Below are 15,357 nucleotides of genomic sequence, written 5' to 3'. Positions count from 1 at the left end.
TGGGCGGATATCATCATGCTCTTGCTCCTTGACATGGGAAAGCTTTTCTGGTAAAACATCCTTTCAAAAAATCGGAATAAGAATTGCTTTATGTCTTGTCAGATAGCTCAGGAAACCAAGGATTACGATTTGGAAACAAAAAGCACATTACCAATAGAAGCCGCCTCTGATCTCGGCCTTCAGAACTTTCTGGAGAAAGCCACAATAGAACTGAAGCGAGCCGAGCGATACCGGGTTTTTGTCTCGCTTGTTGTCTTTGATCTCGAAGCAATTTGCCAGAAAGCGGAGCTTTCCGTGTTGGATCTTTGTCAGGATCTATATCAGATCGTCCGTCAAAACGCCCGTGCGTGTGACCATGTTACCCTTGTCGATGAGTCATCTCTGACAATCCTCTTTCCCGAGACTCCACGTCAAGGTGCCGAAACGGCAGGGAAAAGACTTGGTGAACTTATAAGCCAGCATATCGCATCCAAGTCCGGCCAGAGCACAGGTGAATTGATTTCGCTGGAAATGGCATCGTATCCCGATGCCGCAGGAGCAAAGACACTTTCAGAATATTTGCATGACATGGCGCTTCGACATAGAAATTAATCGACGAAATTATCTACCCTCGTTGTTTTTACTTCCATTCCCTAAAGACTGTCCACCCCCTCCGGACAGTCTTTTTTTGTGTGATAACTTTTTTCTTAGTATCTGATAGCGCTGGGAAGCCCGTCCGCTGACGCGGCAATCACATGTTTATAGTCTGTGCTGTCAGGCGCCCTCGCCCGACAGTCATGTAGCGCGAGTCATTCTTATGCCCCGCGGGTCTTTATTATCCTTGTTGGCGAGAATCACACCGTCCCCACGAATGTCGGGACTGCGGTTCAGCGATTCTGTATTCTATATTATCCTAGCGCCTGCCCGCTGAGGGAATTTGTTTTGATCTTCGTGCGGGACGTCCCTGTCGCGCACCAATATTCGAATCACACCGTCCGCCGCGGCGGAGTGTGGTACAAGATTAGAGAGAAGATGGACCCCAGCTTCCCCGCCACAGCGGGCAGGCGCTAGGGTGACATCGAAATGAGGATGGCATTGCCAACACTGTCGTTGCGAGGAGCGACTTCCAAGGAGCGACCCTCCACAAGGAGCGACCCTCCACGGCGGGTCCGCCGCGGCGGACGGCAATCTCAGTTCGTCTTTTGGTCTCATACTGGATACTCATGAAACAGAATATGACGTTGCCAACATACAGAGAGACTCGCGCTGTGTATCGCCTTCGGTTTCACTCTGCGGGATAAAGATACCCCTCAAGTTCTCGCGCCATCGCGCGGCATTCCTCAAGCGACGTGATTCCTATCCCGTACTTTCCATCCCAGAATCTCTTCACCGTCGAATAAAAGAGCAGGTCAAGAGCGCGTGTTTCAACAAAATATCCCATGCTCACCGCCTGCCATACAGTAATGATTGGAGTCATCGTCAGGCGGTTATGCCATGCAATATAGCGCACCACAGCCTGCACGGACTCTTTCCCAAAAAGGCGTTTTAGGTCATGGTATGATTTTATGTCAGAAAGCTCGATAGTATCGCTCATTGCAGTGTGATCTGTGGTAATAAGACAAACACCCAAGTCCTAAGCGGCGTACGGACTTATGGTCTGTTCGCGAGAGAATGCCAGAGATACCAGGCCGCAGTCGTTCGATGCGGACGCCATTTATCGCTCAGGGCAATAAGCTCATCGACTGTCGCCTCGACTTCATAGAGTCTTTGAACCGAGCGCTTGATGCCCAAATCATTGATGGGAAAAACATCGGGACGGTGAAGCACAAACATGAGATACATCTGCGCACTCCACGGCCCAAGCCCTTTGACCTGGGTGATGGCTTCGGTTATTTCTTCGTCCGTCATTTTAGAAAAACGATAGATCCGAAGTTCTTTGGATGCTATCTTTTCTATCAACGCTCGAACCGCGATTATTTTTGCAGTCGACAGGCCGGCTTCGCGCAGTGTCGTGTCTGCAATCCTGTCGACAAACTCTGGAGTGAGCGGTTTTCCATTGTTGAGCGCGCGAAGTCTGTTAAAAATAGACTCAGCCGCTTTGCCGGACAATTGTTGTCCGGTGATGATTTTGACAATGGCGTCGAACCCGCCGCGTTTCTTTTTGAATGTGAGCGGCGGCAGTTCTTTAATGATTCTGCGAAGCACCGCATCTTTCTTCGAGAGGTAAATCAGACAGTCTGAATATATCATTTATTTCAACTTGATTTTACGTTTCGGTTCTCAGTTAGTAATTCTAATATATCCGTACTTGCTAGTTGGCTCGTCTTAAAAAGTTTGACGCGGCCAGAAAGTCCGGACTTAATGTTGGCAGGTGAGTATAACTCCTCGGAAGCCTTTTTGTGATCTTCATCATTAACAATGACATTTAGACTTACGCGCAAGTTAGGAGCAACTTGGAGGATATTTCGAAAGCGATCATTTATTGCTTTGTTGAATGTAGAAATTGAAGTAGCGACCTCAATAGCCGCAATCATTGTGTGGTCTTGCAATGCAATCAAATCTATTTCTCTAATCACCTTAAAAGCCTTTGGTGGTAACCCAAGTTCCAACCCACTTAAAGTTAAGCTTAATGCTCTGAGAATCGGCGATTTGCGTTGCTCAGTCATTCCGACGTGCGTGTCCAATCCCTTCTTCTTGAACCGAACGGCCAAATTCTCGATTATGGAATTGTGGTCGCGCATTGGCGTGAGTTGAAGTCCCATTGAGATTTGAGAACTCTTGGCAGTTAAGTGTTGCGAAGGTGTTCGAGTTGACGGATTCCAAACATAAAGTTCTCTTTTTTCGCCCTTAACTTTTTTCTTTTTGCAGTATTTGGAAACAACTTTATCCACTGTACTGATTTGAGGTCGATGAGAATTTACAAGCTGGCTATAAATAGACACCAACAACTCGTCCATTGTGGCTTGCTTGTGTTCAGTAAGAAAACTGAAGACAATATCCTGAACTAGAGCTTCTGCAGGGATTACATCCATTGGCTTCAAGGTAGTCCCACCATCCAACATATCGTTAGTAAACCATTTTTTCTCTTTCGGTATAAAAGTGAAAGGTCCGTTAGAGAGAAGAAACTTTAAATCATATCTAGCGATTCGGTGGAGTATTGATTTTTCATGCATAAACGGAATAAGGCCAGTCATTAATGTCGTCTCATCAGCACCCCCATGGTGTTGGATAATGCCTGCAGCTTTGTTTTGTAAATCTTTTTCTTCATTTGAACTCAACTGTGCTCTGACGCTCTCTATTGATGTCGGAACATCGACCGGCTTAAAGGAAAGTATGAAGTCTCCAAGCATTGAGCCGGCCGCTCTCTGGTGGATTGTCTGTTGATAATTCTCAACGGGCGGTTGATAAACCATTCCCCTTGTAGCACTTTCAGATTCTAAAGGAAGGCGGAATCCCGCGCGGAGTGCGGCTCTATGAAGGGACATCCAAACACCCAGATCACGATTGTGGAAAGTCATAACCATCCATCCGTCTGGCTTTATTACGCGTCGGCACTCTTTAAAAATCCTATATAAAGTCTCCTCGTAGAATTTTCGATCTTTTGCACCATCAAATCCCTGATGCCGTGTTTCTATTGCTTCTTGTGACTTGTCGGAAAGTCCCTTTAGCCCTAATAAATCCTTAACCCATACAAGGTAAAAATCTGACAATTCACCGTACTGCACATTCCCACCGAACGGTGGGTCAGTAATTATCGCATCGATGGAAGCATCCGGCATGTTGATCTTATGGCTTGATTGCGTGAGTAGCCAGCATGTTGCTCCATTTTGTAATTCTTTCCAAGGTGTACGGGTTCTCGGAGACTTGTAGAAAGTGCCGATAAGCTTTCTTTGTTCGTTCTTTCCAGATTTAATAGCCAAATATCTTCTCTGAATCGGGGCAATAGGATTTAGCTCCACATACTGAAAAGGCAACCAATAATTGTGTCCGGCCCACTCAATCGGTTTTCCACTCTGCCAGCCAGCACTTTGAAAAACAAATTTATTTGTGAATCGAAGTGTTCCTGAAAAGAGATGATTCAAAGCGTTTATTTCATTGGGTTTTTTGGAATCTTGCGGAAGATATTTCTTGGCCATTGCCATCGCTAATCGTTGACGTACGGTCATAAAATCTTTAAAGTATTTAATTCCTTTGCCGAAAATATTGTCATCTCTCGCGCGATCCATATCAGGAAATTCATCCTGCGGAATATCTAAGCCTTTATTATGAATAATTCTGGATTCTGATTTTACTAATTTATCGAATTTCTCTACGTCGTAAGTTGATGAGTCCGCTCGCCCCTTGTATCCGCACTTGCTACAATCTAAAAATGTCGCAATCATCCTATCGTCTTTTCTAATGCATTTACTGGGTTTTAGCTTAGCCCTGCAACGCTTATTGAAGCATTCGAAAACTCCCGCCCTGAGTTTCTTGCTAATCGCAAGCACGTTTTCGACCTCGCAATGAGGGCATATTATGACATTTGACCACTCAAACCAAGAAGCCGCTGAAACCGTGAGGCACTTTGGACATTCAGAACCAAACAGAGGGCTGATTGCTTTCTTGCATTCATCGTACCATTTCGCAAATAGTTCTGTGAAAACATCAATATCGATAGGTTCGCACTCTACTTGTGTTATCCATGTTGCAAGAGGGTTCAAGTCTACACCGACCACTTTTCTACGAAGTTTTAGGCCCTCTACGACCGTAACTCCTCCCCCACAAAAAGGGTCAAGTACTATATCAGAAGGGTTTGTGTATTCCTTAATGAGGCGTGAGAAAACATTGTGTGGCCGCCGTGCGTAGTAGCGATGCATTTTATAAATGGCGGTGTGGGCTTGTGCCAGAACCGGACTTGTGATGGGATTGACTGGCTTTAGTTTGTGACCTTCTGCCTTCGATTGAAGCTCTATTGTTTCATGAGTATCGGCGGCGATGAGATCCAGTTCTCGATTCACAAATAGCTTGCTCTTACTCTTTAGCTATTTAATTACGAATCTGTCTACAAGAAGACAAGAAAGATTTGTCAAACACTGCTTCATAATAAGAATAAGCGTTTTATTGCCTTCTTTAGCAACAACAATCCATACAGACTCATTTTCTATCCTCACCAGCCCATTATCTGTTCAAGGTTTCGGTTCAGGCGTTCAATACGCTCCTCATAATCCTCGCGTTTTGTCTTCTCTTTGTCAATCACATCTTTCGGCGCATTGGCCAGAAAATCGGCATTCCCCATTTTCTTGGAGAGTTTCTCAAGCTGGACTTTAAGCTCATTGAGATTTTTCTGCAGGCGACCTTTTTCGACATCAATATCTATAAGTCCCGAAAGGGGCAAATATATTTCCGCGCCCGCAATCACCGCCGATGCCGAAAAAGGGGGTTTCTTGACAGTCGTTCCGGCGGTCAAATTCTCGACACGCGCCAATGACCTGAAATATTCGGCATGGTTCTGAAGCAGTTCAGCATGCGATTCCTCTCTTACCCGGATATGCAAATCAGCTTTTTTGCCGGGCGGGACATTCAGCTCCACCCGCATCCCGCGTACGGCCGTTACCACTTCCTGAATTTGTTTGAGCGAATCCTCTAGCGCGTCATCGCGGTAATGCTTTTCATTCTCAAGCCAAGGCCCAAAAGTGATTGTTGCTTCGGTGTCGCCAATCAACTGTTGATAAATCTCCTCTGTCACAAACGGCACAAAGGGGTGCATGAGTTTCAGGATTTTATCAAGCACATACGTCGCAACATCGAGCGATGTTTTCCGAATCGACACACCGGGCTGGTCGGGTTTTATTAACTCGATATACCATGAACAATAGTCATCCCAAACGAAGTTATACAATGTCTTCGATGCCCCCGCGAGGCGATACTCATCAAAGGCCTTATTCACCGTCTCGATTGTTCGCTCAAGCCTTGAGAGTATCCAGCGGTCAAAAATAACCAGATCGTTTTCATCAAACTTATTTAGTTCGGCCGGGCGTCCGTCGAGTCGCATAATAACAAAACGCGACACCTGATAGAGTTTGTTGACAAAATTGCGCCCATTCTCGAATGTATTTTTGCTTATCCAGGGATCAGCGCCGTCGGGAGTGGCCAGAATCATCGAGATGCGGAGCGAGTCCGCGCCATATTTTTCTATGATCTCAAGCGGGTCAATTCCATTGCCAAGAGATTTGGACATTTTAATCCCATTGGCATCACGCACTGTGCCATGAATATAGACATCCGAAAATGGCGATTTGCCCATGAATTCATATCCTGCCATAACCATGCGCGCCACCCAAAGAAAAATAATTTCCGATGCCGTGACCAAAACCTTTGTCGGATAGAATTTCTTTAGTTCCGGTGTTTCATTCGGCCAGCCGAATGTCGAAAACGGCCAGAGCCATGAGGAAAACCAGGTGTCGAGCACATCGGGATCCTGCACTAATGTCCCCGGGTCATACCCTTTGGTCTCTTTAGCCGATGGACGCTCTGCTGAAATGAACATGGTGCCATCTTCGGCATACCAAACCGGAATCCGATGTCCCCACCAGAGTTGGCGCGAAATACACCAGTCACGGATATTTTCCATCCAATGCAGATACGTTTTGGTCCAGTATTCAGGATAGAAAGTAAGTTCTCCGAATTTCACCGCCTCAAGCGCGGGTCTGGCCAACTCGGCCATCTTGACAAACCATTGCTCGGACAGAAGCGGTTCGACCATGCTGTGGCATCGATAGCATGTGCGAGCCGAAAGAACATACGGATCTATTTTGGCCATCTGATTTTTGCGGCTCAGTTCATCGACAATCTGTTTGCGCCCCTCGTACCGATCGAGTCCCTTAAACTTGCCGGCCTCATCGTTGAGCGAGCCATCAATATTGAAAATATTAATCTGCGGTAGGTCATGCCGTTTTCCGACTTCAAAATCGTTGGCATCGTGGGCAGGAGTTATTTTCAGCACTCCAGTGCCGAACTCCATATCGACATAACTGTCGCCGATAATCGGAATTTCACGTTCGAGAATAGGGAGGATGACCGATTTGCCAATGTATTTCTTGAAACGAATATCTTTCGGATTTACCGCCAGCGCGGTGTCACCGAGCATCGTCTCGGGACGCGTTGTTGCCACAGTCAGATAATCATCGGAGCCTTTCACTTTATAACGGATAAACCAGAGATGGCTGTCAACATTCTGATGTTCGACTTCATCGTCTGACAGCGATGTTTTGCACGACGGACACCAATTGACAATCCGGTTTCCGCGATAGATCAGCCCCTTGTTGTAAAGATGCTTGAAAACTTCGGTCACCGCATGGGAAAGTTCCGGGTCGAGGGTAAATCTCGTCCTGTCCCAGTCGCATGAACATCCGGTTTTTTTGATCTGCTCTAAAATAGTGTCTTTGTTTTTGTGGGCCCATTCGTGGGTGCGCTCAAGAAATTTCTCGCGTCCCATTTCGCGCCGGGTGAGTCCTTCTTTTACAAGCTGTCTTTCAACTAGCACTTGTGTGGCGATACCGGCATGATCTGAGCCAGGCAGCCATTCGGCTTCGAATCCGCCCATGCGGTGTTTCCGAACAAGCACATCCTGGATGGTTACATTGAGGGCATGCCCGATATGGAGAATCGATGTAACATTCGGTGGGGGAATTACAATGGAATATGCCGGTTTGGGTGAAATGGGGTCCCCATGAAAATATTTCTTTTTCAGCCACTGGGCGTACAACCTGTCTTCAACTTCCTGAGGGTCGTAGGCAGAGGACTTTTTCGGTTGCGGTTCGATTTCGTTGCTCATCTCTTTACTTCGCTTTATATTGGCCAGCCGCGGTTTACGCGAATGCGTGGCAGTTACAAAAGTTGTTAGTATAGAGACGGTTATCAGTCTTGTCAAGAAAGGCCGGTTGGCCGTAGCGCCGTTCTAAGGCATGCGGCTTGAAAATTGAAAGATGCCTGATATAATGCACGACCTAAAAAAACAAGTTCTTGACCCTGCAAAAACCCCTTTTGAGCGTTTGGTCAGGCTAATGGAAATTCTCCGCTCCCCTGAAGGGTGTAACTGGGATCGCAAACAGACTCATCAGTCTTTGCTTCCTTATCTCATCGAAGAAACCTACGAAGTTATCGAAGCAATCGAATCGGGCAATCCCGACGATCTGAAGGAAGAACTCGGCGACCTTATCTGCCAAGTCGTTTTCCATGCCCAGCTTGCGAAAGAGGCAGGGACATTTACGGTCGATGATTCTATCATGAGTATTGTGAACAAACTCCTACTGCGCCACCCACATGTCTTTGAGAAGCGATCCAATCTCGATGCCCAGCAGGTTCGCGACCAATGGGAGAAGATAAAGTCGAGAACAGACAACAAAAAGCCTCTATTGTCCGGGCTTCCCAAAAGCATGCCTGCCCTCACCCAAGCATTCCGCATCGGTGAAAAGGCTGGCGGGGTTGGCTTTGACTGGAAGGAATCTGCTGACGTTCTGGAAAAAATCCATGAGGAACTTAAGGAAGTTTCAGAAGAACTATCTAAACCGACACTTGAAAAAGAGCGTTTAGCAGATGAAATCGGCGATTTGCTCTTTGCCGTAGCATCGCTTGCCCGCAAAGTCGGAGTCGACCCCGAATCTGCTCTCAAAGGGTCTCTATCCAAATTTCAGTATCGTTTCAAACAACTGGAAGAAGTGGTCAAAGCCGAGCACAAAAGCTTCGACGGCCTCACTCTTGACCAGCTTGAAGCCATCTGGCAGCAAATAAAATCAAAAAAATAATCACTCAAAAACATCTCAATCCTTAGTGTTAAGCCATCTAACCTATTGACTGGTTTCTGTTTAAGGCATGTCAATAGGAAAAAACAGGGGGGAGGAATATTCTTATTTTTTTGTTGTGTCCGCTTTGGATGGCTCATAATATTAGCCCCACTTATGAGAAGAAGCGCCAAAGAGAAGATTCGTTTGCTTATAGATTTTGATTTGAGAATGCTCATAGGAAGCGTACTGAAGTCGGTTTTGACCGGCTCTCTCAAGGAGGAATGCCTATGACCCAGTAAATGGGATGACCGTTCATCTCATTTTGAAACGGCGCACCAAAAGCCAGTTTCGGACAGATCCGGTAAATGTCGGTTTTGGGCCGCCTCACTGTTTTAAAGGAAATGTTTTTTAACTAAGGAAATAGAAATGAAACGAATTTTAACGTCAGCTTTTGTTCTTGTTGTCGCGCTTAGCATGAATGCTAATGCCACCAACAACAGATTATTGACAATGGGTGAAAACTATGACATCCTCGTCGACGATGCCAACATCTGGAACTGGCCGTCGAGAATTAATATGTATCCGAACCTCGCCACCGGCGAACTCGGATATAACCAATACGGTGACTGGAATGACGGCGGTTCGCTTGCCCAGTTCGGTATCAACTGGAAATTCGGCTCCGACAGACCATGGGTTCTCGGAACCTACTTCTATAATGACAATGACCCGTTTGAGTTAAGCAACTACGGCTTTGCGACAATGCTACCCTATCGTCTGCCTTCCCCTGATATTACTAACTGGTTCACCTTCCCATCCGATCCTCTGACTAGCAATAGTGGCACACAGCGTGTCTCTCTATTCTACGGACGTATGCTCGGTGGCAACAATTTTGGCTTTAACCTCAATTATAGCGGTGCCAGCTCTAAAGAAGAGCCTGCAACGCCAGGTGGTGGCTCAGACGAAGAGTCATTCAGCCAATGGGACTTTAAGCTCGGTTTGACCAACGCAGCAGCGACTTGGGATGTCGCCGCTGGCTTGAGCTTACTTTCATGGACCGATCGCCCGACAGATAGCACTTTCTATAACGATCCGGACGGAAATATGAGCTTTTTCCTCGCTGGTCGTTGGTTCCATACAGTCAATCCGCAGTGGACTCTAGTCCCACATGCTCGTTTCATTAGCTATAGCTTTAAAGCCAATCAGTTTGGTGGTGGTTCAACATCCCTTGGCACACAGGAATTCAGCGGAATTAATTTTTCCGGCGGTGCTGGCCTTCACTATGTTCCGACAACTAATGTTCTCGCAGTTCTCGATTTCGGATTCAGCTACTTTACGTTGAAAGATAAAGTAGCACCAGTTGGTGGGACAGCAACTGAAGATAAGCTCAATGTTTTCACTCTGCCTTACTTCAAGATGGGTCTTGAGGCCGATGTCTGGACATGGCTTGATGTCCGCCTTGGAGCTACCTCGTATTGGGACAATGCGACATTCGAGGCTTCAACCAATGACAAAACTAAGTACAACTTCCCTGATAACATGACCTATGTCGGTCTTGGATTCAACTTCAACCGTCTCCATCTCGATACCCATATCAACCCTGAACTGTTCTTGAACGGTTTCAACTTCATCAGCGGCGCATCAACAGACAACAACTACAACGAAGAAACGATGAATTTTGGTATCTCAGCCCTCTACGAGATGTTCTAGTCTGATTTTATAAGCGAATTATTCGCTTTTTGAAGCCCGGCCATTACTGGCCGGGCTTTTTTTGTTAGAAGGGGATATTTATTGTTTCTGTTGTCGGGAGCCTGCGGTGGACGGGCCACCTAACTTCTTCGTGCGGGACGTCCCTGTCGCGCACCAAAGAGAAGAAGAACATGAGATTGCCGCGTCGCTCAGCTTCGCCTCGCTCCTCGCAAAGACAGTGTCGGGAATGTTTGCATCAAGTTCGGGTACCCCGCCGCTTGCGGTGGGTCTTCTCGGAACCGTATCTTGCATCCATGTTCATCAAGCGAATGATTGCGACTGTGGTTTTCCTATTGGTGTTGACTCTACAGCCTGCCCAGACAAGCGCGGAGACTCTGGATCATCATGAGTCCGCTCACTTCTCGTATCACATTGCAAAATCTATTTCCCTGTCCGCTGTTGACTCAGCTCTCAACTATGCAAAAAGTCATCTCACTGGACTTCTTCAGGACACAATCGATTACCGCCCATCCATTTACATAGTTGAAAGCCCGCTGCTCTTTGATTCACTTATCGGCGGCAAATTCCCTGATTGGGGAGCCGCGGCGGCTATCCCACACAGAAAGATGGCCGTTATCAAGTCCCCGCGCCGCTTTAATATCAGCCAATCACTTCAAGAACTCCTGATACACGAGTATTCCCATTTGGCATTGGCCGATAGAACAGGGCTTTTTAGCGCCCCACGGTGGTTCGACGAGGGTCTTTCGATGAGAGCGTCATCAGAATGGGACTGGTCGAACAACCTGGCCATGAGCAAGGCGGCCGTCTTTAATCAATTAATTCCCCTTTCACAAATTGACGATGTCAATATGTTCAACGAAAACCAAGCTCAGACCGCCTACTCCACATCGTTTGTTGCCGTAAACTATCTTTTTGACACATATGGAGTTATAGTCGTCAACCAGTTCCTTGATTCAATCTCGACAGGTGTCAGCGTGGATCGCGCTCTTCTATATTCCACCGGGTCTAATTATCCTGACTTTGAGCGGGAGTTTCATGTATATTTGAATAGTCGATTCAATGCTGTTAGTCTATTGGCGGATACGATGTACTTTTGGCTCATTATTGCGCTGTTTTTTGTAGTTGTCGGAATTGTAAAATACCGCCAGCGAAGGAAATTCTACAAAAAATGGCAGGACGAAGAGCGGCTTCAATCGACTGATTTCGATTATGGCGACTCCGACAAACCGGAGCAGGCCGATCTGGATGATGACGAGCGATGGCGTCAATAAGTCACAGCCTCGAATACTTTGCGGCGCGAATAGGAGCATTCATCGCAAATTTACTCACTTCCTCACAGGCCGATGCTTTCGGAGCGGGCTTAGGAAAGCTGACATATCGTCTGCTTGCCTCACGCCGAAAAATTGCCCTCGAAAATCTCAGACAGGCTTTCAATGGCTCAATGTCTGAAGCTGAACGAGTCATTATCGCGCGAAAAGTATTTGAAAACATGGGCCGGACGGTTGTGGAGCTCGCTCGCCTCGGTAAACTCAAAGGAGAGACAGCCAAGCGGATAATCAAAAGCGGCGGAGCAGGAAAAGCATTAATTGAAGTACTTTCACACGGAAAAGGTGGCATTGTTGTCTTCGGCCACTTTGGAAATTGGGAATTGACAGGGGCTTGGGTCGCCGCATCGGGCTTTCCAGTGGATTTCATGGTTGCCAAACAACACAATAAATACATCAATTCGATGGTAAATACGATTAGGGCTGACTTGGGAGGAGGCATAATTACTTCCAATGCGAGCGCAAGGCAGCTGTTTAAGACCCTTAAAGCCAATCGCTTGGCTGTCATTGTGGCTGACCAGCACGCGCCTTCTGGCGGCGTCATGGTTCCATTTTTTGGCCGAATGGCCTCGACGGCGAAAGGGCCGGCATATTTTTCGATACGAACGGGAGCCCCGATTATTCCGCTCATGATGCGTCGGGAAAAGTATGATTCACACATTCTTATGCGAGGAGATATTATTTATCCCGGCTCGGCCAACAACGAGGAAACAGAGATTTTGACCATCACCAAAAAATTTACTGAATTTTTTGAGCAAACCATTCGTCAATACCCTGACCAGTGGATGTGGACGCATAGGCGATGGAAAGTGCAAAGCTGATTTGTGGAAACATTATGCAACTTAGGCATGTTAATGTCGTAAAACGTCCATCGGCGATATACCGGATTAGCGTCCGGAGTGAGCAAAAGCGGACAATATTGGCTGAACAGAGAAATTGAAACGATTGCTATCGCGCTGCAACCATAGGAATACTCCATGAAGAAAAAGATGATTATTGTCGGTGTAACTTTGGGCGTAGTCTTAGTAGGCTACTACGGTGTCAATGCCCTGTTTGCGACTGCCGTTGACATTCCAACTGCACAGGTGAAAAAAGGTGAGTTTATTGTCGGCCTTAATGTCAATGGCGCGATAGATGCCAAACAGGCATTCGTGTTGAGCACTCCAAGAATTCGCTCTCTGCAGTTGACTTGGCTTGCGCCCGAAGGCTCAATGGTCAATATCGGCGATCCGGTTGTTAAATTTGATGTCACTCAAGTCATGACCGAACTATCCGACCAGCAGACTTCGCTTAAAATCAACCGCACTGCGCTTGAGCGGACCACAAAAGAATACACTATCCAGGACAAATCATTGAAACTTGAGCTTCAACAGGCTCAGCGCAACTACGACGAAAAAAAGCATGACGCCCCCAAACTTGCCGAGGAAGCCAAACTCGAACTCGAACTGGCTCAACTTAACTTTCAGGCGAAACTCGATCAGATTAAATCCGATGTTCAGAAAGCGGAACTCGAAGTCCAGCGAGCTCAGGACAAAGTGAATGCCGCACAGAAGGAGCTTGAGCAGTTGACCGTCACTGCTCCGATTCCCGGTATGGTTGTCTATCTTGAGATCTGGAAGGGCGGATCGATGAGCAAAGTCCAGGCTGGCGACTCACCGTGGCCGGGACAGGGACTTGTGAATCTTCCTGATTTATCAGAAATGATTGTCCGGGCTACGGCATCCGAAGTCGATGCCAGCACCATAGACTCGGGACAGGAAGTTATTGTCAAGCTTGATGCTTTCCCCGACAGGACGTACAAAGGTATCGTTTATAAAAAAGGGACGCTGGCCAGAAAGAAAGAACCGAATTCAAAGATCAATGTCTTCGATATCGACATCGCAATCCTCGATAAGGACGACAGTTTCAAACCCGGCATGTCTGCTTCGGGACGGATTATCATCGACCGTATGAATGATATCATTTCGGTTCCGCTCGAAGCTGTCTTTGAAAAAGAAGGACGTCCCGTTGTCTACCGTGATGATAAAAAAGAAATGCCAATCGAAGTTGGCCGGCGCAACGATATGGAAATCGAAGTCCTCTCCGGGCTTGACGGTAACGAAAGCATCTGTCTCATAGATCCGACCCTCGACGAAGCCGGCCTACCGGGTGAAAAAGCGACCGAACCCGAATTAAACAGAGGACGTCAATCGGCGCCAACGGCAGGACAGCCGCCGGCTGGAGCCAGAGTAATGACTCGCAAGGGACGTTAAGTGGATTATTCGCGCGTCCTTCAAATATCAGTCGAATCGCTCAATTCGCACAAACTCCGCACCCTTCTCACCATGTTGGGCGTTATTATCGGTGTGGCGGCGGTGATTTCCATGCTCTCCATTGGCGAGGGCGCCAAACAGGAAGCCCTGGAGCAGATTTCAATTTTGGGAATAAACAATATAATCGTGAACGCGAAAACTCCCGAGGAACGCCCGGGAATCGATGAGAATTTTCAGAAATCCCCCGGACTGTCTCTGGAGGATGGCCGAAATATCTCCGAGTTCAAAGAGTTAGTTCTCAACGTCGTGCCTCAGCGTTTTGAGCCGGTGACAAGTATTTTTCATGGGGGACACGAAGCCGCAGTGCGGGTGGTTGCCACCACTCCGGAGTTCACGCTCTCGTCATCAATTGAAGTCCAAAGCGGTCGGTTTATCAATGACAGCGACAATGCCGATTTTACACAGGTGTGCGTCTTGGGCTCAAAAGCAAAACGATCTCTCTTTGCCTTTTCCGATCCGATTGGTAAGGCAGTTCGGATAGGGGATTTGGACTTTACAGTCATAGGCGTAATGGCTGACAAATATATCGGACGGGGCAAAGTCGAGGGACTTCAGTTGAAGAATTTCAACGAAGATGTCTATATCCCGTTCAACACCGCGCAAAAGAAATTCGACAGGACTGATTTGGCCAGTAATGTGACCGGTGGCGGCGGCCGCGGCCGCTTCTTTATAATTGATGACGGCTCCACCGGACAGAATTACAACACGCCTGAAATTGACCAATTGACCGTGACCGTCACCAACCTCAAAAACGTATCGGGGGTGACAAAACTTATCGAGCGACTTCTTGCCCGCCGACACTCAGGTGTGGAAGACTATGAGATTGTTGTTCCGGAGTCTCTTCTCCGTCAGACACAGAAAACACAGGAGATATTCAATATCGTCATGGGCGCCATTGCCGGACTTTCTCTTCTCGTCGGAGGAATAGGAATTATGAATATCATGCTTGCGACTGTTCTTGAACGAACCCGCGAAATCGGAGTTCGGCGCGCGGTCGGAGCAACCCAGAATGACATCATGCGACAATTTCTCATTGAAGCCGTAACCATTTGTTTGCTCGGATGCACGATCGGATTGATTCTTGGTCTGTTGATCTCCAAGGGAATAAGCGTCTATGCCGGATGGCCGACAATTGTGTCTGCGCTTTCGATCGTGCTGGCTGTGGGGGTGTCGACAACTGTGGGAGTTGTCTTTGGACTGTATCCGGCACAAAAGGCCGCGCGGCTCGATGTCATAGAATCATTGCGTTACGAATAGAAATTATCTAATTAA

The 15,357-nt window shown here is 47.2% G+C and carries 11 protein-coding genes; 7 read left to right on the top strand and 4 right to left on the bottom strand.

Going from position 1 to position 15,357, the window contains the following annotated elements; all coding sequences use genetic code 11:
• Window positions 1-90: 90 nt before the first annotated feature.
• A complete protein-coding gene (locus SGI97_07065) occupies window positions 91-591 on the top strand; it encodes a hypothetical protein (protein ID MDZ4723647.1) in 501 nt (166 codons plus the stop codon).
• Between the two features lie 673 nt (window positions 592-1,264).
• Here SGI97_07065 and SGI97_07060 read toward each other — a convergent pair.
• The 4 genes from SGI97_07060 to SGI97_07045 form a co-directional block, all read right to left on the bottom strand.
• Window positions 1,265-1,573 carry a hypothetical protein gene (locus SGI97_07060; protein ID MDZ4723646.1) on the bottom strand — a complete coding sequence of 103 codons (309 nt, stop codon included), beginning with the start codon at window positions 1,571-1,573 and terminating at the stop codon, window positions 1,265-1,267.
• A 56-nt stretch (window positions 1,574-1,629) separates the two neighbouring features.
• Entirely contained in the window at window positions 1,630-2,229 is a 600-nt protein-coding gene (locus SGI97_07055; protein ID MDZ4723645.1) for a DNA-3-methyladenine glycosylase 2 family protein, read from the bottom strand.
• A gap of 5 nt (window positions 2,230-2,234) precedes the next feature.
• Window positions 2,235-4,976: a DNA methyltransferase gene (locus SGI97_07050; GenBank protein MDZ4723644.1), complete on the bottom strand. Its 2,742-nt coding sequence runs from the start codon at window positions 4,974-4,976 to the stop codon at window positions 2,235-2,237.
• A gap of 149 nt (window positions 4,977-5,125) precedes the next feature.
• Window positions 5,126-7,792: a valine--tRNA ligase gene (locus SGI97_07045; protein MDZ4723643.1), complete on the bottom strand. Its 2,667-nt coding sequence runs from the start codon at window positions 7,790-7,792 to the stop codon at window positions 5,126-5,128.
• 163 nt (window positions 7,793-7,955) lie between these two features.
• Here SGI97_07045 and mazG point away from each other — a divergent pair, with 163 nt between their 5' ends.
• From mazG to SGI97_07015, 6 genes are all read left to right on the top strand, one after another.
• A complete protein-coding gene (gene mazG / locus SGI97_07040; GenBank protein ID MDZ4723642.1) occupies window positions 7,956-8,762 on the top strand; it encodes a nucleoside triphosphate pyrophosphohydrolase in 807 nt (268 codons plus the stop codon).
• Window positions 8,763-9,167: 405 nt separating this feature from the next.
• Window positions 9,168-10,448, top strand: coding sequence for a hypothetical protein (locus SGI97_07035; protein MDZ4723641.1), 1,281 nt, complete (start codon window positions 9,168-9,170; stop codon window positions 10,446-10,448).
• Window positions 10,449-10,741: 293 nt separating this feature from the next.
• Window positions 10,742-11,719, top strand: a complete 978-nt coding sequence (locus SGI97_07030) for a peptidase MA family metallohydrolase (GenBank protein ID MDZ4723640.1) — start codon at window positions 10,742-10,744, stop codon at window positions 11,717-11,719.
• Complete coding sequence (locus SGI97_07025; protein ID MDZ4723639.1) at window positions 11,707-12,594, top strand: lysophospholipid acyltransferase family protein; 888 nt, start codon at window positions 11,707-11,709, stop codon at window positions 12,592-12,594. Before SGI97_07030 ends, SGI97_07025 begins: the two co-directional genes overlap by 13 nt.
• A 156-nt stretch (window positions 12,595-12,750) precedes the next feature.
• Window positions 12,751-14,025 carry an efflux RND transporter periplasmic adaptor subunit gene (locus SGI97_07020; protein ID MDZ4723638.1) on the top strand — a complete coding sequence of 425 codons (1,275 nt, stop codon included), beginning with the start codon at window positions 12,751-12,753 and terminating at the stop codon, window positions 14,023-14,025.
• Window positions 14,026-15,342, top strand: a complete 1,317-nt coding sequence (locus SGI97_07015; protein MDZ4723637.1) for an ABC transporter permease — start codon at window positions 14,026-14,028, stop codon at window positions 15,340-15,342.
• Window positions 15,343-15,357 lie beyond the last annotated feature (15 nt).

Source organism: Candidatus Zixiibacteriota bacterium (assembly GCA_034439475.1).
In the GTDB taxonomy this organism is placed as follows: Bacteria; Zixibacteria; MSB-5A5; order GN15; family FEB-12; genus JAWXAN01.
Note: the sequence above shows the minus strand (reverse complement) of the source record. Positions and strands in the feature narration are given on the sequence as shown.

Excerpts from the sequence above, each read along its gene's own strand:
- SGI97_07065 (MDZ4723647.1), top strand. The coding sequence starts at position 91 with ATGTCTTGTCAGATAGCTCAGGAAACCAAGGATTACGATTTGGAAACA.
- SGI97_07060 (MDZ4723646.1), bottom strand. The coding sequence starts at position 1,573 with ATGAGCGATACTATCGAGCTTTCTGACATAAAATCATACCATGACCTA.
- SGI97_07055 (MDZ4723645.1), bottom strand. The coding sequence starts at position 2,229 with ATGATATATTCAGACTGTCTGATTTACCTCTCGAAGAAAGATGCGGTG.
- SGI97_07045 (MDZ4723643.1), bottom strand. The coding sequence starts at position 7,792 with ATGAGCAACGAAATCGAACCGCAACCGAAAAAGTCCTCTGCCTACGAC.
- mazG (MDZ4723642.1), top strand. The coding sequence starts at position 7,956 with ATGCACGACCTAAAAAAACAAGTTCTTGACCCTGCAAAAACCCCTTTT.
- SGI97_07035 (MDZ4723641.1), top strand. The coding sequence starts at position 9,168 with ATGAAACGAATTTTAACGTCAGCTTTTGTTCTTGTTGTCGCGCTTAGC.
- SGI97_07030 (MDZ4723640.1), top strand. The coding sequence starts at position 10,742 with ATGTTCATCAAGCGAATGATTGCGACTGTGGTTTTCCTATTGGTGTTG.
- SGI97_07025 (MDZ4723639.1), top strand. The coding sequence starts at position 11,707 with ATGGCGTCAATAAGTCACAGCCTCGAATACTTTGCGGCGCGAATAGGA.
- SGI97_07020 (MDZ4723638.1), top strand. The coding sequence starts at position 12,751 with ATGAAGAAAAAGATGATTATTGTCGGTGTAACTTTGGGCGTAGTCTTA.